At 72.6% G+C, this 22058-nt stretch carries 26 protein-coding genes; 16 read left to right on the plus strand and 10 right to left on the minus strand.

Features of this window, described 5'->3' with window-relative positions; genetic code table 11:
* Nucleotide 1 precedes the first annotated feature (1 nt).
* Nucleotides 2-556 carry a hypothetical protein gene (locus tag IH26_RS0134035; RefSeq protein ID WP_030440369.1) on the plus strand — a complete coding sequence of 185 codons (555 nt, stop codon included), beginning with the start codon at nt 2-4 and terminating at the stop codon, nt 554-556.
* 194 nt (nt 557-750) lie between these two features.
* On the opposite strand, the gene IH26_RS60260 is transcribed toward IH26_RS0134035, so the two are convergent.
* Nucleotides 751-930, minus strand: coding sequence for a hypothetical protein (locus IH26_RS60260; protein WP_157437525.1), 180 nt, complete (start codon nt 928-930; stop codon nt 751-753).
* 46 nt (nt 931-976) lie between these two features.
* Nucleotides 977-2533, minus strand: coding sequence for a D-alanyl-D-alanine carboxypeptidase family protein (locus tag IH26_RS0134040; RefSeq protein ID WP_245665767.1), 1557 nt, complete (start codon nt 2531-2533; stop codon nt 977-979).
* 166 nt (nt 2534-2699) lie between these two features.
* Between IH26_RS0134040 and IH26_RS0134045 the strand changes: the two genes are divergently transcribed.
* Entirely contained in the window at nt 2700-4055 is a 1356-nt protein-coding gene (locus IH26_RS0134045; RefSeq protein ID WP_030440371.1) for a ferredoxin reductase family protein, read from the plus strand.
* A gap of 48 nt (nt 4056-4103) precedes the next feature.
* Entirely contained in the window at nt 4104-5033 is a 930-nt protein-coding gene (locus IH26_RS0134050; protein ID WP_245665793.1) for a polysaccharide deacetylase family protein, read from the plus strand.
* On the opposite strand, the gene IH26_RS0134055 is transcribed toward IH26_RS0134050, so the two are convergent.
* The 6 genes from IH26_RS0134055 to IH26_RS0134080 form a co-directional block, all read right to left on the minus strand.
* Nucleotides 5030-5698 (minus strand): phosphoribosyltransferase, encoded by a 669-nt coding sequence (locus tag IH26_RS0134055; RefSeq protein WP_034216567.1) that lies wholly within the window; start codon nt 5696-5698, stop codon nt 5030-5032. The two genes, IH26_RS0134050 and IH26_RS0134055, sit on opposite strands and share 4 nt — an antisense overlap.
* A 113-nt stretch (nt 5699-5811) precedes the next feature.
* Nucleotides 5812-6087: a YciI family protein gene (locus IH26_RS0134060; RefSeq protein WP_030440374.1), complete on the minus strand. Its 276-nt coding sequence runs from the start codon at nt 6085-6087 to the stop codon at nt 5812-5814.
* Nucleotides 6084-6554 (minus strand): SRPBCC family protein, encoded by a 471-nt coding sequence (locus IH26_RS0134065; RefSeq protein WP_030440375.1) that lies wholly within the window; start codon nt 6552-6554, stop codon nt 6084-6086. Before IH26_RS0134065 ends, IH26_RS0134060 begins: the two co-directional genes overlap by 4 nt.
* On the minus strand, nt 6538-6861 hold the full coding sequence (locus tag IH26_RS0134070; protein WP_030440376.1) for an ArsR/SmtB family transcription factor: 324 nt from the start codon (nt 6859-6861) through the stop codon (nt 6538-6540). Before IH26_RS0134070 ends, IH26_RS0134065 begins: the two co-directional genes overlap by 17 nt.
* 289 nt (nt 6862-7150) lie before the next feature.
* Nucleotides 7151-7612, minus strand: a complete 462-nt coding sequence (locus IH26_RS58615; protein ID WP_084599281.1) for a YdeI/OmpD-associated family protein — start codon at nt 7610-7612, stop codon at nt 7151-7153.
* 14 nt (nt 7613-7626) lie between these two features.
* A complete protein-coding gene (locus IH26_RS0134080) occupies nt 7627-8163 on the minus strand; it encodes a TetR/AcrR family transcriptional regulator (RefSeq protein WP_030440378.1) in 537 nt (178 codons plus the stop codon).
* A 57-nt stretch (nt 8164-8220) separates the two neighbouring features.
* Here IH26_RS0134080 and IH26_RS0134085 point away from each other — a divergent pair, with 57 nt between their 5' ends.
* The 5 genes from IH26_RS0134085 to IH26_RS0134105 all read left to right on the plus strand — a co-directional run bounded on the left by IH26_RS0134085 (nt 8221) and on the right by IH26_RS0134105 (nt 14272).
* Complete coding sequence (locus IH26_RS0134085) at nt 8221-8700, plus strand: DUF1772 domain-containing protein (protein ID WP_030440379.1); 480 nt, start codon at nt 8221-8223, stop codon at nt 8698-8700.
* A 113-nt stretch (nt 8701-8813) separates the two neighbouring features.
* Nucleotides 8814-9152 carry an SGNH/GDSL hydrolase family protein gene (locus IH26_RS0134090; protein WP_051808995.1) on the plus strand — a complete coding sequence of 113 codons (339 nt, stop codon included), beginning with the start codon at nt 8814-8816 and terminating at the stop codon, nt 9150-9152.
* Between the two features lie 93 nt (nt 9153-9245).
* On the plus strand, nt 9246-10550 hold the full coding sequence (gene selA, locus IH26_RS0134095; RefSeq protein ID WP_030440381.1) for an L-seryl-tRNA(Sec) selenium transferase: 1305 nt from the start codon (nt 9246-9248) through the stop codon (nt 10548-10550).
* Nucleotides 10538-12286 carry a selenocysteine-specific translation elongation factor gene (gene selB / locus IH26_RS0134100; RefSeq protein WP_030440382.1) on the plus strand — a complete coding sequence of 583 codons (1749 nt, stop codon included), beginning with the start codon at nt 10538-10540 and terminating at the stop codon, nt 12284-12286. The genes selA and selB overlap by 13 nt, the downstream gene beginning before the upstream one ends.
* A gap of 42 nt (nt 12287-12328) precedes the next feature.
* The gene (locus tag IH26_RS0134105; RefSeq protein ID WP_030440383.1) at nt 12329-14272 is read left to right on the plus strand and encodes a phosphocholine-specific phospholipase C; all 1944 of its coding nucleotides are present in this window, start codon (nt 12329-12331) and stop codon (nt 14270-14272) included.
* On the opposite strand, the gene IH26_RS0134110 is transcribed toward IH26_RS0134105, so the two are convergent.
* Nucleotides 14259-14669: a RidA family protein gene (locus IH26_RS0134110; protein WP_030440384.1), complete on the minus strand. Its 411-nt coding sequence runs from the start codon at nt 14667-14669 to the stop codon at nt 14259-14261. The two genes, IH26_RS0134105 and IH26_RS0134110, sit on opposite strands and share 14 nt — an antisense overlap.
* Before the next feature lie 71 nt (nt 14670-14740).
* Between IH26_RS0134110 and IH26_RS0134115 the strand changes: the two genes are divergently transcribed.
* From IH26_RS0134115 to IH26_RS0134135, 5 genes are all read left to right on the plus strand, one after another.
* Nucleotides 14741-15691, plus strand: a complete 951-nt coding sequence (locus IH26_RS0134115) for a LysR family transcriptional regulator (RefSeq protein ID WP_051808996.1) — start codon at nt 14741-14743, stop codon at nt 15689-15691.
* Between the two features lie 158 nt (nt 15692-15849).
* Nucleotides 15850-16482: a LuxR C-terminal-related transcriptional regulator gene (locus IH26_RS64285; protein ID WP_051808999.1), complete on the plus strand. Its 633-nt coding sequence runs from the start codon at nt 15850-15852 to the stop codon at nt 16480-16482.
* An 80-nt stretch (nt 16483-16562) separates the two neighbouring features.
* Nucleotides 16563-17216: a DivIVA domain-containing protein gene (locus IH26_RS61555; protein WP_030440387.1), complete on the plus strand. Its 654-nt coding sequence runs from the start codon at nt 16563-16565 to the stop codon at nt 17214-17216.
* A gap of 102 nt (nt 17217-17318) precedes the next feature.
* Nucleotides 17319-17957 carry a hypothetical protein gene (locus tag IH26_RS0134130; protein ID WP_030440388.1) on the plus strand — a complete coding sequence of 213 codons (639 nt, stop codon included), beginning with the start codon at nt 17319-17321 and terminating at the stop codon, nt 17955-17957.
* Complete coding sequence (locus IH26_RS0134135; RefSeq protein ID WP_157437526.1) at nt 17941-18618, plus strand: hypothetical protein; 678 nt, start codon at nt 17941-17943, stop codon at nt 18616-18618. Before IH26_RS0134130 ends, IH26_RS0134135 begins: the two co-directional genes overlap by 17 nt.
* A 23-nt stretch (nt 18619-18641) precedes the next feature.
* Here IH26_RS0134135 and IH26_RS0134140 read toward each other — a convergent pair whose 3' ends face one another.
* Nucleotides 18642-19115, minus strand: a complete 474-nt coding sequence (locus tag IH26_RS0134140) for a MarR family winged helix-turn-helix transcriptional regulator (protein WP_034216568.1) — start codon at nt 19113-19115, stop codon at nt 18642-18644.
* A 93-nt stretch (nt 19116-19208) separates the two neighbouring features.
* On the opposite strand from IH26_RS0134140, the gene IH26_RS0134145 reads away from it, so the two are divergent.
* From IH26_RS0134145 to IH26_RS0134155, 3 genes are all read left to right on the plus strand, one after another.
* Complete coding sequence (locus tag IH26_RS0134145; RefSeq protein WP_030440391.1) at nt 19209-19820, plus strand: FMN-dependent NADH-azoreductase; 612 nt, start codon at nt 19209-19211, stop codon at nt 19818-19820.
* A gap of 346 nt (nt 19821-20166) precedes the next feature.
* Complete coding sequence (locus IH26_RS0134150; protein WP_030440392.1) at nt 20167-21195, plus strand: ABC transporter substrate-binding protein; 1029 nt, start codon at nt 20167-20169, stop codon at nt 21193-21195.
* A gap of 55 nt (nt 21196-21250) precedes the next feature.
* Nucleotides 21251-22051 (plus strand): class I SAM-dependent methyltransferase, encoded by an 801-nt coding sequence (locus IH26_RS0134155; RefSeq protein ID WP_051809002.1) that lies wholly within the window; start codon nt 21251-21253, stop codon nt 22049-22051.
* The last annotated feature ends 7 nt before the right edge of the window (nt 22052-22058 follow it).

Genomic DNA, 22058 nt, shown 5'->3' on the forward strand with positions numbered 1-22058 from the left:
CATGCTCATCACTTTCGCGCGGGCGTTGAGCGGATCGACGCTGGCCACCATCCGGCGCGGCGACGGGGTCGTTCTCGAACTGCCGGGGTACGACCGTAAGTATCGGGTGCCGCACGACCTGGCTCACGCGGTCACCGAGCGCGAGCTCGGCCTGGCCGGCGGGGTGTTCGGGTCGATCGCCGCGGGCGGGGTCTTCGACAACATGCGGGTGGTGTCGGGGCATCCGCGGCACGACGCCGCCGAGCGCAGCAAGCGGCTGCTGGCGGCCAACAAGCAGTCGCTCGGCGCGGCCGAGATCCTGGCCGGCGTGGTGCACGACGCGGTCGAGCACGACGAGACCGCCACGATGGAGCGGTTGCGCCGCGGCTGGGGCGTGTTCAGCACCGAGCCGCTCCCCTGGTCCGGTGTGCAGGTGGCCGCGGCGGTCGCCGCGCTGGCCGAGCTGGCCGTCGAGTTCGAGGCGACCGGCAAGGTCGCCTTCACCTGGCCGGACAGGCTGACCAGCCCGATGCCGGCGATGGCCGGCACCAGGCGCGGCCGGCGCGGGCGCCTCTGAGCCGAGGGGCGGCGGGCCCCACGGACGGCGGGCCCCACGGACGGCGGGCCCCACGGCAACGCCGGCAGCGGGCCTGACGGGCGGCGGACCACACGGGCCCGACGGGCAGCGCGGGCCCGACGGGCAGCGCGGGCCCGACGGGCGGCGGCCACCACGGGCAGCGCAGGCAGCACGGACCACACGGGCGGCGGACTCTACGGGCAGCGCAGGCAGCGCAGGCAGCGCAGGCAGCGCAGGCAGCGCAGGCAGCGCAGGCAGCGCAGGCAGCGCAGGCAGCGCAGGCAGCGCAGGCAGCGCAGGCACACGGGCCCGACGGGCAGCGCGGCCCTACCAGCGGCGGCCACCACGGGCAGCGCAGGCAGCACGGACCACACGGGCGGCGGACTCTACGGGCAGCGCAGGCAGCGCGGGCAGCGGGCCTTATGGGCGGCGGGTCAGTTTCCACCAGAGGCCGGGTGGGGTGGTCGCCGCGTCGGTGACGAGGTCGACCCGTACGGAACCGGCTTGGATTTTGGCTACCCGCTGGCCGGACGTTACCTCCGCGGAGGGAGCCTCGCGGGTGGTGTTGACCTTGAAGGACAGGCCCGGCCAGCCGATCACCTTCAGCGGGGCCGCCGGACTGACCGTCGCGGTCGAGCCCCAGGCCGTCGTGATCCGGCCCGAGGGCTGGTCGGGCAGCAGGGTGTACTCCTTGACCGCGGCGCGGACCGCGGTCAGCAGCTTGCGGACCACCTTGTTGACCTGGGCCAGCTGCGTGGGGGTGTTGGTGCCGGGCTGGTTGAAGACGGCGCCGACCAGGGTCAGGGTCGTGCTGCCGACCCGCAGGTGGACGGCGAAGAGCAGGTTGCCGCCGGCCTCGCCGGTCGAGCCGGTCTTGATGCCGACGACGCCCTGTTCGCCCAGCAGGGTGTTGTGGTTGCGGACGAGGCCGGCCACCGGGATGGTGACGCTCTTGCGGTCGACGATGTCGGCGAGGACCGGGTTCTTGATGGCGGCCCGGCCGAGCAGCACCTGGTCGGCGGCGGTGCTCACGGTGGTCGGCAGGAAGCCGCTCGGGTCGGTGTAGTGGGTGTTCTTCATGCCGAGCTCCTGGGCGGCGTCGTTCATCTTGGTCACGAACGCGTCGGCGGAGCCCGCGTCCCAGCCGCCGAGCATGTGCGCGACGTTGTTGGCGGACGGGATCAGCAGCGCCTCCAGCGCCTGGCGCTCGGTGATCTTCTCGCCGGCCGCCACCGCGACCAGGGACTGGCCGCCGGGGATGCGGGCCTGGTAGTCGGCGACATCGGCGGCGGTGACGGTGAGGGTGGGGCCCGGCTCGTCGCCGCTGAGCGGGTGGTTCTTGAGGATCAGGTACGCCGTCATCACCTTGGCGACGCTGCCGATCGCCTCGGGGGTGTCGTCGCCGGAGCCGCCGATCCGGCCCAGGCCCTCGATCATCAGCTCGGCGGAGCCGGACTTGGGCCACGGCACAGTGGGCGCGGTGCCGGGGATGCTCAGCGTGGTGGGGACCGTGGTGGTGAGTGTGGCCGCCGGCAGTTCGCGGTTGAGCTGGACCGCCACGCCGGTGGTCAGCAGGGCGATCAGCAGGACCGCCGGGAGAACGACGGCCAGCAGGAGACGTTTGCGGCCCCCCGGCTTCGAGCGCGCCTGCGGGGCGGCCCCCGGCGCGGCGAGAGGCGGCGGCGCGGCGGCAGACGGCGGCGCGGCGAAAGGCGGCGGCGCGGCGAAAGGCGGCGGCGCGGCGAAAGGCGGCGGCGCGGCGAAAGGCGGCGGCGCGGCGAAAGGCGTTCCGGGAACGGACGCCTTCCCGGCGGCGGGCGGCCGAGCGACCGACGGCCCCGGCCGGCCGCCGTAGACGTTGCCGGCCGGCGGCGCTGGCGGCTGAGCGGGAGGCGTCACCCGGGCCGACCCCACCACCGGCGGCCGGCGGCCACCGGAAATTTCGGTTTCGTCCGGCATGGTGCCCTCGTCCGGCATCGCCGCTCCACCCTCCCCCACAACCCGGACTCTCCGGGCGTCCGACCAGTATTCCCGCCCCGCGCCAACGCCCGTGATCAGCAATGTCAGCTGACGGATTGCGCTGTGAACCCAGTTCCGCTACGAGTGGTACACGCCGGCAGACGCCAGCAGGGGGAGATATCGGATGACCGCCGTGACCCAGCCCCAGAGTCGCTCCGCCACCACCGCCCGTAGCGCCCATATCGTCCTCTGGATCTTCTTGATCGCCAACCTGGCGGTCGTCGAGTTGATGTTCGTCACCGGTAAGCCGCCGGCCCACAACACGCTGACCTCGATCGGGCGGTTCTTCGGCCTGCACCTGGCCTTCGTGATGGCGCTGCAGGTGCTGCTGATCGCCCGGCTGCCGTTCCTCGACCGGCGGCTCGGCATGGACAAGCTGACCACCTGGCACCGGTGGACCGGCTTCACCCTGTTCTGGCTGGTCCTGCTGCATCCGACGTTCGTGCTGCTGGGCTACTCGAAGCTCGACAGGATCACGTTCCTGCGCGAGTTCACCAACCTGGCCACCGGCCAGATGCCGGTGCTGCTCGGCATGATCGCCGCGGCCCTGCTCGTCTTCACCGCGGCCTTCTCGCTGCGGCTGGTGCGCCGCCGCGTCTCGTACGAAACCTGGCACACCCTGCATCTGCTGGTCTACGCGATCATCGTGCTCGGCATCGTGCACCAGCTCTACGAGGGCACGGCCTTCACGACCAACATCTTCACCAAGGTGTACTGGTGGGGGCTGTGGGCCTTTGCGCTGGGCGCCCTGTTCGCCGGCCGCCTGCTGGTGCCGCTGATCCGCAACTCGCGCCACCAGCTCAAGGTCGCCGCCGTGGTGCCCGAGGCCGACGACGTGGTCTCCGTCTACCTCACCGGGCAGCATCTCGACCGGCTCGACGCGAAGGCCGGCCAGTTCTTCCTGTGGCGGTTCCTCGGCCACAACCGGTGGTGGCAGGTCAACCCGTTCTCGCTCTCGGCCGCGCCGGACGGCCGCTCGCTGCGGCTGACCGCCAAGGGCATCGGCGGGACCAGCACGGGCCTGCGCCGCCTCCCGCTCGGCACCCGGGTCTTCGCCGAGGGCCCCTACGGCGCGTTCACCGCCGGTCAGCGGGTCACCGACAAGACGCTGCTGATCGCGGGCGGCATCGGCGTGACCCCGATCCGCGCGCTGCTGGAGGACGACACCCTCACCGGTGACATCGTGGTCCTCTACCGCGTGCACGATTCGGCCCAGGCCGTCCTTCTGGGCGAGATGCAGAACCTTGCGTCCGTACGAGGTGCCACCCTGCACCTGCTCACCGGCCGGACCGGCGCCGGGAGCCCGCCGAACAACCCGTTCGGCCCGGAAAGTCTGATCGCGCTGGTGCCGGACATCGCCGAGCGCGACGTCTTCGTGTGCGGCCCGTCCGGGATGACCGACGCCGTGCTGAAGACGCTGCGCGTGCTGAAGGTGCCGGCCCGGCAGCGGCACGCCGAAACCTTCCGGCTGGCGAGTTGAGCCGTACCTGTGCGGTTGCTGTGACCGGGTAGGGTGCCCGGCGTGATCATGCTGTCCCGGCGCCGGGTCGCCCTCGGGGTGGCCTGCGTCGCCCTGGTGGCGGTGCCGGCCGTCGCCGGGTGGAGCACCGGCCGATCCCTGCGGCCCTCCGCCGCCCCGTCGATCCCGGCCGCGCCCGGGCCGTCCGGCGCGTCGCCTGCCGCCGGCCCGTCGCCGTCGCCTTCCGGGCCGACGCCGCCGACCCTGCCGGCCGAGCTGGGCGCGCCGATCGGCTGGCGGCTCAGCGACGTGCCGCGGTTCCCGCCGGCCCCCGCCCCGGAGCCGATCACCCTGCCGACCGGCGACGAGGCGCCGTTCCTGTCCCGGATCCCGGTCACCCAGCCGGTCGCGTTCCTCACCATCGACGACGGCGTGCTGAAGAACCCGGAGGCGCCGAAGCTGTTCGCCGCGGCCGGCATCCCGGTGACGCTGTTCCTCACCACCGACTTCATCCGGGACGACCTGCCGTTCTTCGACCGGCTGCGGACGTACGGCGCGGTGATCGAGGCGCACACGATCTCGCACCCGGAGCTGGCCGGGCGGGGCGAGGCCTTCCAGCGGCGCCAGATCTGCGAGGGCGCCGACCGGCTCGGCCAGTGGTACGGCCGGCGCCCGGTGCTGTTCCGGCCGCCGTTCGGCGACAAGGACCGCACCACGCTGCGGGTGGCCAAGGGGTGCGGGCTGCGGGCTGCGTTCATGTGGAAGGAGACCGTCGACAAGGGCATCGTCCGCTACCAGGAGCCGGTCAAGCGGGTCCAGCCCGGCGACATCATCCTCATGCACTTCCGGCCCGCGTTCGTGCAGGACTTCCTGGCGGCGCTGCGGGCGATCCACCGGTCCGGGCTGACCCCGGCGCTGCTGGAGGACTACGTGCCGCTCGGCGACCCGCCCGCCCGGACCGGGCCCACCCCCGGCGTACGGGCAAGCATCGGCCCTTAGGTGTGGGCGAAGCCGCGCATCGCGGCTTCCACGTCGTCGTCGCTGAGCTGGCGGAAGTCCTGGTACCACTGGCCGACCGCGCGGAAATCGGCCGGCGCGCTCGGGCAGACCACCACGTCGGCGTCGCCGGAGAGGGCGTCGCGGGCCTGCGGGGCGCAGACCGGCGCGGCCAGGATCGTACGGCGCGGGGCCTGGCCGCGCAGCCAGCGCAGGGCGGCCCGGGCGGTCACCCCGGTGGCCAGGCCGTCGTCGACCAGCAGCACGGTACGGCCCCCGGCGGCCGGCGCGGGCCGGCCACCCCGGTAGCGGCGCGCCCGCCGCTCCAGCTCGGCCCGCTCGGCGGCGACCGTGCCGGCCAGGTCGTCGGCGGTGATCCCGAGGTACTCGAGGGTGCCCTCGTCGAAGACCGGCGGCCCGTCCTCGGCGATCGCGCCGACCCCGAACTCCGGCCGGCCGGGCGCGCCGATCTTGCGGACCAGCACGATGTCGAGGTCGCCGCCGAGCCGGGCGGCGACCTGCACGGCGACCGGCACTCCCCCGCGCGGCAGGGCCAGCACGAGCGGCCGGGCGTGGTCGGCCACCAGCCGCCGGGCCAGCTCGGCGGCGAGCAGCCGGCCGGCGTCGCCCCGGTCGGCGAAGATCAGCGGAGGTGCGTCGCGAACCATGTGCCGGCCTCCTCGGCCACAGTCTCCAGGGTGCCCGGCTCCGTCGTCATGGGGGACCGCGTACCCCACCCGGAACTGTCCTATACGTCCGACTTTGCCGGGTGGGGCGCGGGTCAGCTGTAGGTCTCGTTCCAGTCCCGGATCTCGTGCCGGCGGACGACGCCGTTGAGCACGAACGGGTCGTCCCCGACGAACTTCTCCGCGGCCTCGCGGCTGGTGAACACGGCCATCGAGCCCTGCGCCTGCGGGTCGCCGAAGGTGCCGACCATGATCAGGTCGCCGGCCGCGTGGAACTCGTCGAGGCGGGCCTTGTGCGCCGGGTAGTGGGCGGGGGCCCGGCTCGCCACGTCGTCGGCCGATTCGTAGAGGACCACGGCGTACGTCTTCATGCGGCGTCGGCCATCGCGGCGTACGCCCGCAGGGTCGCGTTCCAGGCGCCCTCGCCCTCGAAGGTCTCCCGCATGCCGGCCGCGTCGGCGCCGTAGGCGTCGAGGTCACGGTGCTCGAGCCGGACCCGGGTGCGGCCGCCGCCGGCGGGCTGGAAGAGCACCTCGACCGTGGTGACGAGGTCGTCGTGGTACTTCCAGTCGGCGCCGATCTGCCAGGTCACCACGAACCGGCCGGGCGGATCCCAGGCCCGCACGACCCCGGTGGACGTCTCGGTGCCGTCTTCGTGCCTGGTGAACCAGCGGCCGCCGGGGCGCGGCTCGATGACGATCTCGGCGATCGGCGCCGAACCGATGTGGTGCGCGGCCGGCCACCACGCGGTCATGTCGCCCGTGAACAGCTCGAACGCGCGGTCCGGGGGGATGCCGACGACGACTTCCCGGCGTACCGCCTCAGTTGTTTTGATCATTTTGGCTCTCCCGAGATGCGTGCTGCTGAAAGGCCGCGAGCGACCGCGCCCAGAACCCGTCGAGGTGGGCCCGGAGCTCGGCCAGGCCGTCCGGATCGACCGAGTAGAGACGCCGGGTGCCCTCCTGCCGGTCGGTGACGAGACCGACCTCCTTGAGGACCTTCAGGTGCTGGGAGACGGCTGGGCGGCTGATCGGCAGGACGTCGGCGAGCTGGCCGACCGCGAGTGGTCCGTCGGTCAGCCGCTCGAAGATCGCCTGCCGGGTCGGATCGCCCAGCGCGGTCAGCATCGCGGTTGCGTTCGTCATGGCTTACCGTAAGCTACGACTTACCGAAGGGGCCGTCAAGAGCCCACGCAACACCGGTTCGGCCACCCCGAAATCGACCCGGCCGCCGCCGGACAACTCGCCGTAAAGGACGGATCCGGTACAGGGTGGCGCGGCTGATCGCCAGCTGGGTCGCGGGCAGGTCCATGTCGAGCGACCCGGACGACTGGAACTGGCGCGCCGCACCCCCGGACGACCGCGCCCGGCGCCAGCACGCGGCGGGAGGTCGGCGTCGTCACCTCCTACCCGACACCGGTTCCGGCGGTTCGGTTCAGCGCTGTTTTTTACCGGCTTTGAGCAGTTCGATCATTTCCGCGATACGTTCGGCGCGTTTGTCGGGGCGGCGTTTTGTCGCGTCTATCCAGCGTAGATAGCCCCGGCGGTAGAACTGCGCCAGCGAGTCGAAGAACGCCCCGGCCCCGGGCTCGGCGGCCAGGGCGGCGGCGACGTCCTCGGCGAGGTCCTCGCGCTGCGGCCCCTCCGGCGCGAGTTCCACGGCGACCCGGTCGCCGGCGGCCACCCCGCACGCGGCGGGTGACTTCGCGCCGAGGGTGAAGCCGAAGCCGTCGCCGGCCGGCTCGAGGACCGCCCGCACCCGGGCGCCGTTGACCGTGCCGCTGACGTGATGGCGCGGCTTGGCGCCCCAGACCCGGTCGGGGTCGAACGGGACCGGCACCAGCAGCTTGCCGCCGCGCGTGACGGCGACCGTGGAGTCGAAACGCTCGGACCTCATGGGCACCCATGCTCTCACTCTTGTGGCCGGAACAGGCCGATCAGCATCTCGACCCGGGCCGTCTCGAAGTCGGGCCGGAGCCGGCCGTGCCGGGACAGGTCGGCGAGGCCGTGCAGCGCGCTCCACAACAGCTCGGCCCGGGTCTCGTCGCCCGTCGCGGACATCAGCGGGCCGAACGCGGCGCGCAGCGGCTCGGGCGTGGTCGGCCGGGCGAACTCCAGGTCGGTCGGCATCGAGAACATCGCTTCGTACGCCGCGGGGCGGGAGCGGGCGAATTCGAGATACGCCCCGCAGAGCGCGCCGAGGTCGCCCGCCGCGCCCATGAGTGCCGCGAGCCGGGCGAAGCCGGCCAGCGCCACGGCCCGGACGATGCCGTCCCGCCCGTCGGGGAAATGCCCGTAGAGAACGGGCTGGCTGAAGCCGATCGTGTCGGCGAGCCGCCGCACGGTCACCGCCGCCCACCCGTCGGCCTCGGCGATCTCGGCCGCCGCCTCGACGATCCGATCCCGCCGGCCGGCGCGGGCCAGTTGCGCTTTCGTAGGGGGCTTCACACCGCGATACTAGCAGTGCTAGATTTCTAGCAACGCTAGATTTTCGGGGAGGAACTCGTGACCGTACTCGTGGACGTTCTCGCCATCGTCGCCGCGCTGGCCACCGCGGTCATCTTCGGCACCGACACGGTCGCCGCGCTGGTCCTGCGGCCCACCTACGCCGCGGTCGACGACGGCACCCTGACCCGGGTCGTGGGCCTGGACCACCGCTACGGCAACGCCCGCATGCCGGTGCCCGGCATCCTCAGCGTCGTGGCGGGCGCCGCCACCACGCTCACCGCGTTCCTCACCGGGCGCCCGGCCGCCGGCCTCGCCGCCGGGATCGCCCTGCTCCTGCTGCTGGTCTGGCTGGTCCTGTTCAACCGGATCTCGCTGCCGATCAACAAGGTCTTCATCGAGGCCGCCGAGGCCGGCCGGGTGCCGGCCGACGCCCGCCGCCTCCAGGAGCGGTGGGACTCGATCATCAACCTGCGCGCGACGCTCCAGGGACTCGCGCTGCTCGGCTTCTGCCTCGCGCTCGCGCTGGCCGCGGCCTGACCCCGGACCAGTCGTCCCCACCCCCGGCACTGGGTGGGGACGATTCCATCACCCGGGTACGACACTTCTCCGCGACTGTCCACAATGAGCGGGGATACGCCGGGAAGGCCGGCATGAACCGCGACGACGTGGCCCGGGTGCTGCTGGTCGACTACCCGAGCGTCTTCGGGGACCGGACCGCGCCGGGCCCCGGGGTCCCGTTCGAGCCGGGGGAGATCGCCGCTCTCCGGGACATCCGGTCCGCGCTCGAGGCGGCCTACGTGGCGGCGGCCGAGCGGTCCGGCGCCGAGTTGGTCGCGATCTCGGGCGTCAGACGCGATCACGCCTTGGGCTCGGCCGAGCCGTGGGTGGCCCCGTTCATCGAGGACCCGATGGCCTTCGGCGGGTCCTTCCACTCCAACGCGGCGGGCATGGCGGCGGTCGCGGCATACCTCGAGAAGCTGATCCGCTGATCGGGCTCGCCGAGCCGATCGGCGCGGATGGCCGAGCCGGACGCGACGGCCGCGATCTCGGCCGGCCGCTCGGGGACCCGATAGATTCGAGCGATGACCGATCCGCGCCGGCGCGTGCCGCGTACCGATGTGGTGCTGGCGGACCCTCGCCTGGCCGGCGCTGCCGAGCGGATCGGGCGCCCGGCCGTGAAGGCGGCGGTGGCCGAGGCCCAGCGGCGCGCCCGGGCCGGCGAGATCGCGCCCGAGGCGGTCGCCGATGCCGCCGTGCGCGCGCTGCCCGGCACGGCCGGTGGCCTGCGGCCGGTGCTGAACGCGACCGGCGTCGTCCTGCACACCAACCTGGGCCGGGCCGCCCTCTCCCCCGCCGCCGTCGACGCGCTGACCGCCGCCGCCGGTCACACCGACGTCGAGCTCGACCTCCGCACCGGCGGCCGGGCCCGGCGCGGGCGCAGCGTGCTGGCGGCGCTGCGGCAGGCGGTGCCCGGCGCCGCCGACGTGCATGTCGTCAACAACGGCGCCGCCGCGCTGGTGCTGGCCGCCACCGCGCTGGCCGCCGGCCGGGAGATCATCGTGAGTCGCGGCGAGCTGGTGGAGATCGGCGACGGCTTCCGCCTGCCCGACCTGCTCCAGTCGACCGGGGCGCGCCTGCGAGAGGTCGGCACCACCAACCGCACGACCGTAGAAGACTACAGAAACGCGATAAATCAGGATACGGGCTTCATCCTCAAGGTCCACCCGTCCAACTTCGTGATCACCGGCTTCACCAGCGGCGCGAGCATCAAGGACCTGGCCGCCCTGCCCACCCCGGTGATCGTCGACATCGGCTCCGGACTCCTCGGACCCGACCAGCTGCTCCCCGGCGAACCGGACGCCACGACCAGCCTCAAAGCCGGCGCCACCCTGGTCACCGCCAGCGGCGACAAGCTGCTCGGCGGCCCGCAGGCCGGCCTGATCCTCGGCGACGCCGGCCTGATCGAGCGCCTCCGCCGCCACCCCCTCGCCCGCGCGCTGCGCGTCGACAAGCTCACCCTCGCCGCCCTCCAGGCCACCCTCACCGGCCCGCCCACACCTACCTGGCAGGCGCTGCGCCTGCCCGAACCGGAGCTCAAGGCCCGCACCGAACGGGCGGCCAAGCGATTGGCCGAGGCCGGCGTCGAGGTCACCCTGATCGCGTCCGAGGCCGTCGTGGGTGGCGGGGGCGCGCCCGGCGTCACCCTCCCGTCGTGGTCGCTCTCCCTCCCGCGGCCGTACGCGGTGAGCCTGCGCACCGGCGCAATCCCGGTCGTCGGCCGCGTCGAGCGTGGCCGCCTGCTCCTCGATCTGCGCTGCGTCCCCCCGGAGTCCGACGACGATGTGGTCACCGCCGTCCTCGAAGCCGCCGGCGCATGCACGTCGTAGCCACCGCCGGGCACGTCGACCACGGCAAGTCGACGCTGGTCCGGGCGCTGACCGGGATGGAGCCGGACCGCTGGGCCGAGGAGCGCCGCCGGGGCATGACGATCGACCTCGGCTTCGCCTGGACCGCGCTGCCGTCGGGGCGGACCGTGGCGTTCGTCGACGTGCCCGGGCACGAGCGGTTCGTGCCGAACATGCTGGCCGGCGTGGGGCCGGTCCCGGCCGCCCTGATGATCGTCGCCGCGGACGAGGGGTGGAAGCCGCAGTCCGCCGAGCATCTGGCCGCGCTGCACGCCCTCGACGTGCGGCACGGCCTGCTCGTCATCACCCGCTCGGACCTCGCCGATCCGGACATGGCCGAGCGAATGGCCCGGAAGGAGCTGGCCAAGACGTCGCTCGGCGGGATCGAGGCGGTAGCCGTCAGCGCGGTCACCGGCGCGGGCCTCGACGACCTGCGCGCGGCCCTCGATCGCCTGGTCGACGGCCTGCCCCCGGCCGACCCGGACGCCGCGGTCCGGCTCTGGATCGACCGCGCCTTCAGCATCAGGGGCGCCGGCACCGTAGTCACCGGCACGCTCGGCGCCGGCCGCCTGCGCCCGGGCGACGAACTCGCCCTCGGCCACGACACCGTCCGGGTGCGCGGCCTCCAGTCGCTCGGCGAGCAAACCCACCAGGTCGATGCGGTCGCCCGCGTCGCCGTCAACCTCCGCGGCATCGACCGGGCCAAGGCCGCCCGCGGGGACGCCCTGCTCTCCCCCGGCCGGTTCCGTGACACCGACCTGATCGACGTCCGCGTCCACGGCGACTCGGTGGCCGATCTGCCGCAGACGCTCACCCTGCATCTCGGCTCGGCCGCGGTCCCGGTCCGGGTCCGTCCGCTGGGCGCCGACACCGCCCGCTTGCGCCTGTCCCGCCCGCTGCCATTGCGCATCGGCGACCGCGCCCTGCTGCGCGACCCCGGCCGGCGCCACATCGCGGGCGGCGTCACCCTCCTCGACGTGGCCCCGCCCGGCCTGACCCGGCGGGGCGCCGCCGCGGCCCGGGCCGCCGTGCTCGACCGCGTCGACGGCGTCCCCGACCTGGCCGCCGAGCTGCGCCGCCGGCTGATCGCCCGACGCGCCGACCTGATCGCGATGGGCGTCCCCGTCGAGGACGAGCGGGAGTGGCTCGTCGACCCGGCGCACTGGGCGACCCTCAAGCAGAAACTGGCCGAGGAAGTCGCCCGGCACGCCCAGGAGAACCCGCTCGAGCCCGGCGCCCCGCTCGAAGCCCTCCGCCACCGCCTCGGCCTGCCCGACCGGGCGCTGGTCGAGGCACTCGTCGAAGCCCCGCTCGTCACCCGGGGCGGGCGGGTGTCGGCGGACGGGCCCCCGGGCATTCCGGCCGAGCTGACCGCCGCCGTGGACAAGGCCTTCGCGGGGCTCGGCCCGTTCGCCGCGCCCGAGGCGTACGACCTGGTCGGTCTGGGTCTTGGTCCGCGGCAGCAGGCGGCGGCCGTCCGCGCCGGGCTGCTGATTCAGCTGGCGCCCAACGTGCTGCTGCGGGCCGGTGCGGCCGAGCGCGCCGCGCGGGAACTGGCCCGGATCGAGCAGCCGTTCACGCTCAGCGAGGCCCGCAGGGCGCTCGACACCACCCGCCGGGTCGCGGTGCCGCTGCTGGAGTTGCTGGACCGGCGCGGGCTGGCCCGGCGGCTCGGCGACAATCGGCGTATCACCGACCCACAGGAGAACTTCGCCTGACCGCCGCCCGCCGTTTGCGTGCGTGCTTGAACACTGTCCGGCATGGACCGGATCAATCGTCGTGGTTTCCTGGGGCTGGCCGCCGGCGCGACCGCCATGACCGCTCTCACGCCGAGCATCGCGCGCGCCGCGGCCATCCCGGCCGACCGCCGCACCGGCACGATCGCCGACGTCGAGCACATCGTCGTCCTCATGCAGGAGAACCGCTCGTTCGACCACTACTTCGGCTCGCTGCGCGGGGTCCGCGGGTTCGGCGACCGGGCGCCGGTGACCAAGCCGGACGGCGAGTCGGTCTGGCATCAGAACGGCGTGCTGCCGTTCCGGCCGGACATCGACGACCTGGGGCTCGCCTTCCTGGAGGACCTGCCGCACGGCTGGAACGACGGGCACGCCGCGTTCAACGGCGGCCGCTACGACGGGTGGGTGCCGGCCAAGGGGTCGACCACGATGGCGTACCTGACCCGGGAGGACATCCCGTTCCACTACGCGCTCGCCGACCAGTTCACCGTCTGCGACGCGTACCACTGCTCGCTGATCGGCCCGACCGACCCGAACCGTTACTACATGTGGACCGGCTACGTCGGCAACGACGGCAAGGGCGGCGGCCCGGTCGTCACCAACGACGAGCTCGGCTACGGCTGGACCACCTACCCGGAGCGGCTCGAGGCGGCGGGCGTCTCCTGGAAGATCTACCAGGACGCGGGCGACGGGCTGGACGCGGCCGGCTCCTGGGGCTGGACGTCCGACGCGTACATCGGCAACTACGGCGACAACTCGCTGCTCTACTTCAACCAGTACCGCAACGCCGCGCCCGGCTCGCCGCTCTACGACAAGGCCCGCACCGGCACTTCCGTGAAATCCGGCGACGACATGTTCGCCCCGCTCCGGAAGGACGTGCTCGACGGCAAGCTGCCGCAGGTGTCCTGGATCGTCGCGCCGGAGGCGTACACCGAGCACCCGAACTGGCCGGCCAACTACGGCGCCTGGTACATCGCGAACGTCCTGGACGCGCTCACCGCCGACCCCAAGGTGTGGGCGCGGACGGTCCTGCTCATCACGTACGACGAGAACGACGGCTTCTTCGACCACGTGGTCCCGGCCTACCCGACCGCCGGCAACTCCACCGTAGACCTGCGCGACGAGTTCCTGGCCGCCTCCAACGGCCACGTCGCCGGGCCGTTCGGGCTGGGCCAGCGGGTCCCGATGCTGGCGGTCTCGCCGTGGAGCACCGGCGGCTTCGTCTGCTCGGAGGTCTACGACCACACCTCGATCATCCGGTTCATCGAGAAGCGCTTCGGCGTGCACGAGCCGAACATCTCGCCCTGGCGGCGCGCGGTCTGCGGCGATCTGACGGCCGCCTTCGACTTCGGCCGGACCCGGCCGGTGCACCCCCGACTTCCGGACACTTCGGCGTACGCCCCGGCCGACCGCGACCGGCACCCGGACTACCAGCCGACGCCCCCGTCCGACCCCAAGCTCCCGCACCAGGAGCGCGGCCTGCGCCCGGCCCGCCCGCTGCCGTACGACCTGGCCGCCGACGCCCGCTTCGGCGCCGGCCTGACCATCACGTTCGCGAGCCGGGGCAACGCCGGCGCGGTCTTCTACGCCAGCACGCACGGCGGCGACCCCCGTACCTTCACCGCCGCCGCCCGCACCCACCTGAGCGGCACCTGGCCGGCCGACGCCGACGTCACCGTGCACGGGCCGAACGGCTTCGTCCGCCGGTTCCGCGCGCCCGGGGTCGAGGCCACCACCCGGCAGGGGCGGCTCACGCTGGCGAACCCGTCGGGACGGGCCGCCCGGGTGGTCCTGGCCGACGCGTACACCGGGGACCGCACGGTGATCCGGCTGAACCCGGGCCAGTCCCAGGTGCGCCACCTGCCGCTCTGCGAGGGCTGGTACGACCTCACGCTCACCAGCGACCTCGACCCGAAGTACGTCCGCCGCCTGGTCGGCAACGTCGAGCCGGGCGTCAGCCAGCCGTAACCGCCGCGGTCACCTCCACCTCGAGCACCGCCCCCGGCAGGAACAGCGCGCCGGCCTGAACCGTCGTGCTGGCCGGGGGCGGCGTCCCGGGAAACAGCCGGCGGCGGACCGCTCCGTAGGCCGCCAGGTCACCGAGGTCGGTCATGAACGTGCGGATGTGCAGCACGTCCGCGAACGTCGCCCCGTGCGCGGCGAGCAGCCCGCCGATGATCTCGAAGATCCGCTCGGCCTGCCGGCCCGCGTCGCCGGGCGCCACGACCCGGCCGTCGTCGCCCACCGCCACCTGACCGGCGAGCATCAGCAGCGCGCCGCCGGGCAGGTCCACCCGGGCCACGTGGGCGAACCGGTCGCCGAACGGCGCCGCGACGGTCTTCGGATTGTCCAGGGTCAGCTTCATGCCGCCGACGGTAGGGCTTCGGCCGCCATGCGACCAACGAATGTCGAGCATGGCTGGCATGCTTGGCGGTCATGGATACCCAGCTGCTCGAGGTGTTCCGCACGGTCGCGCACCTCGGGTCGATCACGGCGGCCGCGCGCCGGCTCGGGTTCACCCAGTCGGCGGTCTCCCGCCAGATCGCGGTGCTCGAGACGGAGTTGGGCGGCCCGGTCTTCGACCGGCTGCCGCGCGGGGTTGCGCTCACCGAGGAGGGTCGCGCGCTTCTGCCGTACGCGTCGCAGATGCTCGACGGTCTGGACGGCGCGCGGCGGGCGGTGGCCGACGTCCGGGCGGTCGGCACGGGCCGGCTCCGGGTCGGCGCCTTTCCGACCGCGGTGGCCGCGCTGGTACCGGCCGCGCTGGCGAGCTTTCGCCAGGCGTACCCACAAGTGCATTTGAATTTGGTCGAGGGGCTGACGCCGCGCCTGCTCGAACGGCTCGCCGCGGGAGACGCGGATGTCGCGGTGGTGAGTTCGTCGCCCGCGGGGCCGCTCGATCGGGCCCGATTCGACCTGCACCACCTGCTCGACGAGCGGATGCTCATCGCCGTTCCGCGCGGTCACCGGCTGGCCCGGCGCCGGACGGTCCGGATGGCCGACCTGGCCGAGGACGCGTTCATCGCCGGCAGCGCGACCGCCGAGGAGACCCTGCTGCGGGCCTCGCTGCCGACCGGCTTCCGGCCGCGCATCGAGATCACCGCGGCCGACTGGACCGGCAAGCTGGGCTGCGTCGCGGCCGGGCTGGGCGTGGCGTTGCTGCCCGCCCTGGCCGCGAGCCGGGTGCCGCCGGGGATCGCGCTGCTGCGCCTGCACCGCGACGACGAGTCGATCCGGCAGGTCTACGCGGCGACGCTGCCCGGCCGCACCCGGCCGCCCGCGGTGACCCGGTTCCTCGGCCACCTGCGGGCGGCGGCTACTACTTCAGTGGTAGCGCGGGATACCACCGATGCCGGACGTGACCGCGGTATACCGCCCGTACGGTAGGTGCATGCCGTTCCGCCAGCCGCCCAGCCCCGCCCTGCGCGGCTGGCTCGCCGGCGCCGCGATCGGCCTGCTGAGCGCGGTGGGCGCGGTCATGCGAGTCGCCCAGGACCGCCACGCCGGCCACGGTCTCGCTCGCCCGCGACACGCATGCCGACGTCGTGCTGGCCGCGCTGCGGGCCGGGGCCAGCGGATTCCTCAGCAAGGACGTCGACCCCGGGGAACTGCTGCGCGCGATCCGGGTCACCGCGGCCGGCGACGCCCTGCTCACGCCCCGGGCCACCCGCGGGCTCATCGACCGCTTCCTGACCTCGCCGGCCGCCGAGGCCCCGCTGACTCCCCCGCCGGCGCTGGCCACGCTCACCGACCGGGAGCGCGAGGTGCTGCGGCTGGTGGCCCTCGGCCGGTCGAACGAGGAGATCGCCGAGCGGCTCGTGCACGCCGGTATGCGGGGCAAGGACAGCAACACGTCCGCCTATACCGGGAACGCGCCGTGGGGCGTGACCGACCTGAAGGCGGCGGTTCGGTATGTGCGGTACAACGCCCTGTACTTCCTGAACGCCTCGTACGCGGGCTGCCAGAGCGCCGAGGTCGCCCCGCACTGGCGCATCCGCACCGGCATCATGCAGGGCGACACCGCCAACACGACCGAGGTCAACCTGGCCCTCGCCCTGGCCGGCTACGGCGTCCGGAAGGTCGACTTCGCCACCGTCTGGGGCCAGGGCCACACCATGGCCGAACGAACCGGCGACGCCACGGCCAACTTCATCAGCTGGGTCAAGGAGCTCGGGTGACGCCCTTCACCGCGCCGTTTCCCCGCGCCCCGCCTACAGTGGGTGTGCCCGCCTGCCCATCCGCCGAACCGAGGAGCACCGTGCCGCTGACGCCAGCCGAGATCCACAATGCGGAGTTCGCAAAGGCCTCGCTGGGAAAACGCGGCTACGACGAGGAACAGGTCGACGCGCTCCTGGACGAGGTCACCCACGAGATGATCCGGCTCCTGGAGGAGAACGCCCTGCTGCAGCGCCGCCTCCACTCCCCCGCGGCGCCGGCCGCCCCCACCGATGTCGAGCTCGCCGCGGCCACCGCCGCCCTCGACCGCGCCCAGCTCGCCCGCGACCAGGCCGTCCGCGAGGCGGACCAGGCGCAGGGCCGGCTGAACGAGGCACGGCAGTCCGCCACCTCGGTCACCGCTTCCGTCTCCCCCGCCGGCTTGCCCCCGTACCTCGCGATGGCGCAGCGAACCGCCGACAACTGCCTGCACGAGTCGGACGAACAGTCGACGACGCTGCTCGCCGAGGCGCGGCAGCAGGCCGAGCGCCTGGTCGGCGACGCACACCAGCAGGTCAACGACATCGAGGAATCCGTACGCCGCCACCAAACCGAGGCGGCCGCGAAACTGGCAGGCAAGCGCACCGCCGCCGAACACCAGATCGACGAACTCGCCCAGTTCGCCGAGGACTACCAGGCGGCCCTCGAAGACCAGATCGCCCGCCAGGGCCACCTCATCGACGGCCCACCCGCCTGATTCCGCCGTCCTCGACACAGTCCGGGTAACTCCCGGGGCGTACGGGGGCTGCGACTCGGCGTATCCTGCCGCTGCCGGCCGAGAAGCCGGTCGACAGAACGCATGGGGGTGCGGGTGGGTCCGGAAGAACTTGTCCACGTTGAACGCGAGCTTCGCGGGCTCCTGACCGAGAACGGGCTCGGGTGGGTCCTGGCCAGCGTGGATGATGCTCTGACTGAGGGCATCCTGCAGGAGAAGACCATCGAGAGGCCACGCCGGCGGCGGCAACGGGAGACTGTGCACTATCAAGGCACGATGGGTGACGCTGTCGATGTGGAATACGTCTTGGCCGAGCCCGGATTTCGTGCGGGGAGCGCCGGCGGCTCACGCGCGGACTCTGACACGGGCATCACCGTGCGCCCCTATTCCGCCCGGGAACGACTGTTGCTGACGATCGAGTCCACGCAACGAGTCATTGCCGAGTTGCCGGCCGCGGTAGTGTCGACACGAGTCCACCTCGCCGAGGCCGCGGGGGCTCAGCTCGGGGATGTCACGGTCAAGTTCGTCAGCGAGATAACGGACACTGCTTCCGATCAGGACGACCAAGTTCGTGCCGAGTCGATCGGCCGGCAAGAGCGCGCGGGGCTGGAGGCGGTCGCGCCATCCGGACGCCGGCTGGAGGAAGACCCCGAGTATCGCGACTCACTCGTCGCCGTGCTGGACCGGCTCAAGGACGAGGTGCGGCTTGACGACGGCAGATGATCTCTTGGGCGAGGTCCGCCGGCTCCTGCGCACCACCGGCACCCCCTACGCGAGCGCTGCCGAGGCTCATGACATCTACGAGGCATACCTCTTGTCGCTGGTTGTCTCCGTCGCAAGAGACTCCCAGGCAACGGTCAGCTACGCCACGGTGGACGGTACGCCGACGACGAATCTCGTTTTCCGGACGAGCCCCGGAATGATTTACTCGACGGCTCTTCCCTACACCCATGCCGTCATCGACTTTCCCGGTGCGCCTACCTTGGAGGCACATGTCGGCGTCCGAGTTCAGGGGCGCTCACGCGTCTTGCACGAGTGTGACGTCCTGGTTTTATCGCAGGAAGAGGCTGATCGCGCCCGGGGCCAGCAGGTGGCGCCCCGCGGGGGCCGATCGCTGCTCGCCATCGAGTGCAAATTCTATACGTCGAATCTGAAACTGGGCCAGGCGCGAGGCTTTGAAGGGCTGCACGCGGATCTGGGGACCCGCCACACGCTTTTTGTCGCGAATCTCAATGCTGTCCGGGTCGCTCGGTATCTGAACGCGAGACGGCGGATCTGGGAGCAGACCGTCCGTCCGGGAGCCCAACAGGTCACTCATGTGGAGACCTTGATCCGCGAGGCGTTCAAGGATCACTGCGCGAGGCATGGCCAGCTGTTGCCGTGAACATACGGCACGCCCGGACCGGTTCAAACCGCCGGCGGGACCGCGCTCGCCTGATCGGAATCGCCGGGCGGATCCGCCAGCACCTTTCGCAGGGCGGCCGCCACCGTGGCCGACTCCGCCGGGGTCATTCGTGATGTGAAGTGGCGCCGGATGGAGGCCAGGTAGGCCGGGGCGGCGGCGCGCAGCCTCGCCCGCCCGGCCTCGCTGATCGTCGCGTACGCCGAGCGCCGGTCGTCGGGGTTGGGCTCGCGGGTGACCAGCCCGGCGGCGACCATCTGGTCGACCACGCGGCTGGCCCTCGTGCGGCTGACCAAGGCCACGTCGCCCAGGTCGCTCATGTTGAGCCGGCGGTCGGGGGCGGAGTTCAGCTCCAGCAGTACGTCGTACCAGGTCAGCGGCAGCCCGCAGGCGGCCTGTAGCTCCCGGTCGATCAGCGGGACCAGGGCCGCGTGCACCCGCAGCAGGGCGGCCCAGGCGGCCACGTCGGTGTCGCTCATCACGGCAGCGTACCGAAACCTTGTGCGTGCGCACGCATCAGTCAAATAATGTGCGTGCGCACGCATCATCAAAGTCGTTCAAGGGAGTGGGCAATGCTTCTGCACATCGCCGCGTCGCCGCGCGGCAACCGGTCCGAGTCGCGGGCGGTCGCCGGGACGTTTCTGGAGACATTCCGGGAGGTCTCGCCGGAGGTTGCGGTCGAGGAGTTCGACCTGTGGGACGGGACGCTGCCGGCGTTCGGGCCCGAGGCGGCGGCCGCCAAGATGGCGCTCTTCGCGGGCGAGGAGCCGCGGGGTGCGGCGTGGGCGGCCGCGGTCGACACGTTCCGCCGCTTCGACGCGGCCGACCGGTACGTCTTCAGCGTGCCGATGTGGAACGGCGGGATCCCGTACATCCTCAAGCAATTCATCGACGTGGTGAGCCAGCCGGGCCTGGTCTTCGGCTTCGACCCGGTCGACGGCTACACCGGGCTGCTGCGCGGCAAGCGGGCCGCGGTCATCTACACCAGCGCCGTGTACGGTCCGGGCCGCGGGCCCGCCTTCGGCTCCGACTTCCAGGCGCCGTACCTCGAGGATTGGCTGCGCTGGGCCGGCGTCGACGACATCCGCACCGTGCATTTCCGCCCCGACCTGGCCACGGCCGACGCGGACGAGGGCCGTCGCCAGGCGCACGCCCGGGCCCGCGACCTGGCCAAACAATTCTGACGGCCGGGCCGGGACGCCGAGGTCGGGGCGGAATGACGCGGGACGGCCCCGACCTCGGCCGCGGCCGGCGGGGCGGGAGGCATGCCCACCCGGCCGGCCGAACCGTCCACGATCCGCGAGCACGCGGAGGCAACCCGTTACTCCGGCGTGGACAGCGACGAACGTACGCGGGCGACGTCCGAATCGCGTACGTTCGGCGCCCCGAAAGCCGTCCGGCGTGGACCGTCCCGTGAGGCGCCGTTCGTACGCAAATCAGGTCTGAAACGGGCTATCAGCCGCTTTACTCGGCCGGGCGTGTGAACGGACTATTCCGCCGACGGACGGGCGGGATCTCAGGAGGCAGTCGATGAACAGACGTTTCGGCGTGCTGGCGGCAGCGTTGCTGGCAACCGTGCTGGCGACCTCCGCCTGCTCCGGTTCGAGTGACGGCGGTGGCGCGAAGAAGACCGGGGCGAACTCGGGCTCGCTGACGAAGGTCACGTACGTGACCGGCTTCGGCGCGGTGGGCCGCGACGCCTTCGCGTGGGTGGCGCAGGAGAAGGGCTACTTCAAGGACGCCGGCCTGGACGTCGACATCCAGAAGGGTGCCGGCAACACGCAGAACCTCACGCTGATCAAGTCGGGTCAGGCGCAGTTCGCGGCCATGGACTTCTCCGGCGCGACGGTGCTGGCCGGGGAGGGGAAGTTCACCGACTGGCGCGCGGTGGCCGCGGTGCACCAGCAGACCCTGGTCTCGATCATGACGACGAAGGCGACCGGCATCACCAAGCCCGCCGACCTGACCGGCAAGACGATCGCGACCGCCTCGGGCTCGGTCAGCGAGCTGCTGTTCCCGGCGTACGCCAAGCTCGCCGGCGTGGATCCCACCAAGGTGACGATGAAGGGCGTGCAGACCACCGCCCTCAACGGCCTGATGGCCGGGCGCCAGGTGGACGCGCTGAGCACGTTCCTGCTGAGCAAGAAGGCGCTCGAGACGGCAGCCAAGCAGGACGTCGTGGTCATGCCGTACAGCGACTACCTCAGCGACCTGTTCGGTAACGTCATCGTCGCCCGCGAGGAGCTGATCAACTCGGACCGGGACGTGGTCAAGAGGTTCGTCGGCGCGATCCTGAAGGGTCTGCAGTACTCCCTGGACCACCCGGACGAGGCGGCCGCCATCCTGAACAAGGCCGAGCCGACGGCAAAGATCCCGGCCGCGGTCGCCGAGATCAACGCGATGAAGCCGTACACGTCCCCGCCGAACGGCGCGCCGCTCGGCCACCTCGACCAGGATCGGGTCGCCCGCAGCATCGCCGTTCTGCAGGGCAACGGGCTGATGCCGAAGGGCCTGACGCCGGACAAGATCGCCGACTTCAGCTTCGTACCGGCAAGCTGATCGGTGACGCGGGGCGGCCGCCGGCCGCCCCGCCCGGGTCGCACAGGGGTCAGGAATGGCGAATTACGCGCTGGACAACGCCAGCTCCCACGGCGCCGCGCATCTGGGCGGCCTGACCGGGCTGTTCGACGACTTCACCGGCGACCGGCTCGCCGAGTCGAGCCGGCTGGCCGGCGCCCGCTGCCTGGAGATCGGCGCCGGCAACGGCAGCGTGGCGCGGTGGCTGGCCGACCGGGTCGGACCGGGCGGCTCGGTGACCGCGGTGGACATCGACGTCTCGCACATCCCACCGTACGAACGCCTCACCGTCGCGCGGCTCGACCTGGTGCGGGAGCCGCCGCCGGAGGGGCCGTTCGACGTCATCCACGCCCGGTGTGTCCTGACGCACCTGCCGAATCGGGAAACGCTGCTGCCGGCGCTGTGCGAGCGACTGGCGCCGGGCGGGACGATCCTGATCGAGGACTTCGACCCGTTCGGGCTGGAGCGGGCGGCGCACCTGCTGCACGCGCCGGCCGCGCCCGCCGACGTCGCCGAGCTGTGGAGCCGCTACGTCCACCTGCGGCAGCGGCTCTTCCACGAGTCGGGTTCCGACCGCACGTTCATCACCCGGATACCGGCGCTGCTGCGGGACGCCGGGCTGGTCGACGTCGAGGCGGTCACCTGGTGCCGGTCCTGGCGGGGCGGCGAGCCGGGCTCCCGGCACGCCCGGGCGACGCTCGAGCAGTTCCGGCCGCGCCTGATCGAGCACGGCTTCCCCGGCCACGCGGTGGACACCCTGGCACGAGCGTTGGACGACCCGGACTTCCACTCGGCCGGCCGCCCGCTCTGCTCGGTCAGCGGCCGCGCCCCGTACTAGGGTCTGT

The organism is Actinoplanes subtropicus, from assembly GCF_000721705.1.
In the GTDB taxonomy this organism is placed as follows: domain Bacteria; phylum Actinomycetota; class Actinomycetes; order Mycobacteriales; family Micromonosporaceae; genus Actinoplanes; species Actinoplanes subtropicus.

Coding starts and splice junctions, on each gene's coding strand:
- IH26_RS0134040 (WP_245665767.1), bottom strand. CDS start 2,533: ATGCCGGACGAGGGCACCATGCCGGACGAAACCGAAATTTCCGGTGGC.
- IH26_RS0134145 (WP_030440391.1), top strand. CDS start 19,209: ATGCTTCTGCACATCGCCGCGTCGCCGCGCGGCAACCGGTCCGAGTCG.
- IH26_RS0134060 (WP_030440374.1), bottom strand. CDS start 6,087: ATGAAGACGTACGCCGTGGTCCTCTACGAATCGGCCGACGACGTGGCG.
- IH26_RS0134105 (WP_030440383.1), top strand. CDS start 12,329: ATGGACCGGATCAATCGTCGTGGTTTCCTGGGGCTGGCCGCCGGCGCG.
- IH26_RS58615 (WP_084599281.1), bottom strand. CDS start 7,612: ATGAGGTCCGAGCGTTTCGACTCCACGGTCGCCGTCACGCGCGGCGGC.
- IH26_RS0134090 (WP_051808995.1), top strand. CDS start 8,814: ATGAACCGCGACGACGTGGCCCGGGTGCTGCTGGTCGACTACCCGAGC.
- IH26_RS0134150 (WP_030440392.1), top strand. CDS start 20,167: ATGAACAGACGTTTCGGCGTGCTGGCGGCAGCGTTGCTGGCAACCGTG.
- IH26_RS0134045 (WP_030440371.1), top strand. CDS start 2,700: ATGACCGCCGTGACCCAGCCCCAGAGTCGCTCCGCCACCACCGCCCGT.
- IH26_RS0134115 (WP_051808996.1), top strand. CDS start 14,741: ATGGATACCCAGCTGCTCGAGGTGTTCCGCACGGTCGCGCACCTCGGG.
- IH26_RS0134055 (WP_034216567.1), bottom strand. CDS start 5,698: ATGGTTCGCGACGCACCTCCGCTGATCTTCGCCGACCGGGGCGACGCC.
- IH26_RS0134070 (WP_030440376.1), bottom strand. CDS start 6,861: ATGACGAACGCAACCGCGATGCTGACCGCGCTGGGCGATCCGACCCGG.
- selA (WP_030440381.1), top strand. CDS start 9,246: ATGACCGATCCGCGCCGGCGCGTGCCGCGTACCGATGTGGTGCTGGCG.
- IH26_RS0134155 (WP_051809002.1), top strand. CDS start 21,251: ATGGCGAATTACGCGCTGGACAACGCCAGCTCCCACGGCGCCGCGCAT.
- IH26_RS0134140 (WP_034216568.1), bottom strand. CDS start 19,115: ATGAGCGACACCGACGTGGCCGCCTGGGCCGCCCTGCTGCGGGTGCAC.
- IH26_RS0134110 (WP_030440384.1), bottom strand. CDS start 14,669: ATGAAGCTGACCCTGGACAATCCGAAGACCGTCGCGGCGCCGTTCGGC.
- IH26_RS0134035 (WP_030440369.1), top strand. CDS start 2: ATGCTCATCACTTTCGCGCGGGCGTTGAGCGGATCGACGCTGGCCACC.
- IH26_RS0134130 (WP_030440388.1), top strand. CDS start 17,319: ATGGGGGTGCGGGTGGGTCCGGAAGAACTTGTCCACGTTGAACGCGAG.
- IH26_RS0134065 (WP_030440375.1), bottom strand. CDS start 6,554: ATGATCAAAACAACTGAGGCGGTACGCCGGGAAGTCGTCGTCGGCATC.
- selB (WP_030440382.1), top strand. CDS start 10,538: ATGCACGTCGTAGCCACCGCCGGGCACGTCGACCACGGCAAGTCGACG.
- IH26_RS0134050 (WP_245665793.1), top strand. CDS start 4,104: ATGCTGTCCCGGCGCCGGGTCGCCCTCGGGGTGGCCTGCGTCGCCCTG.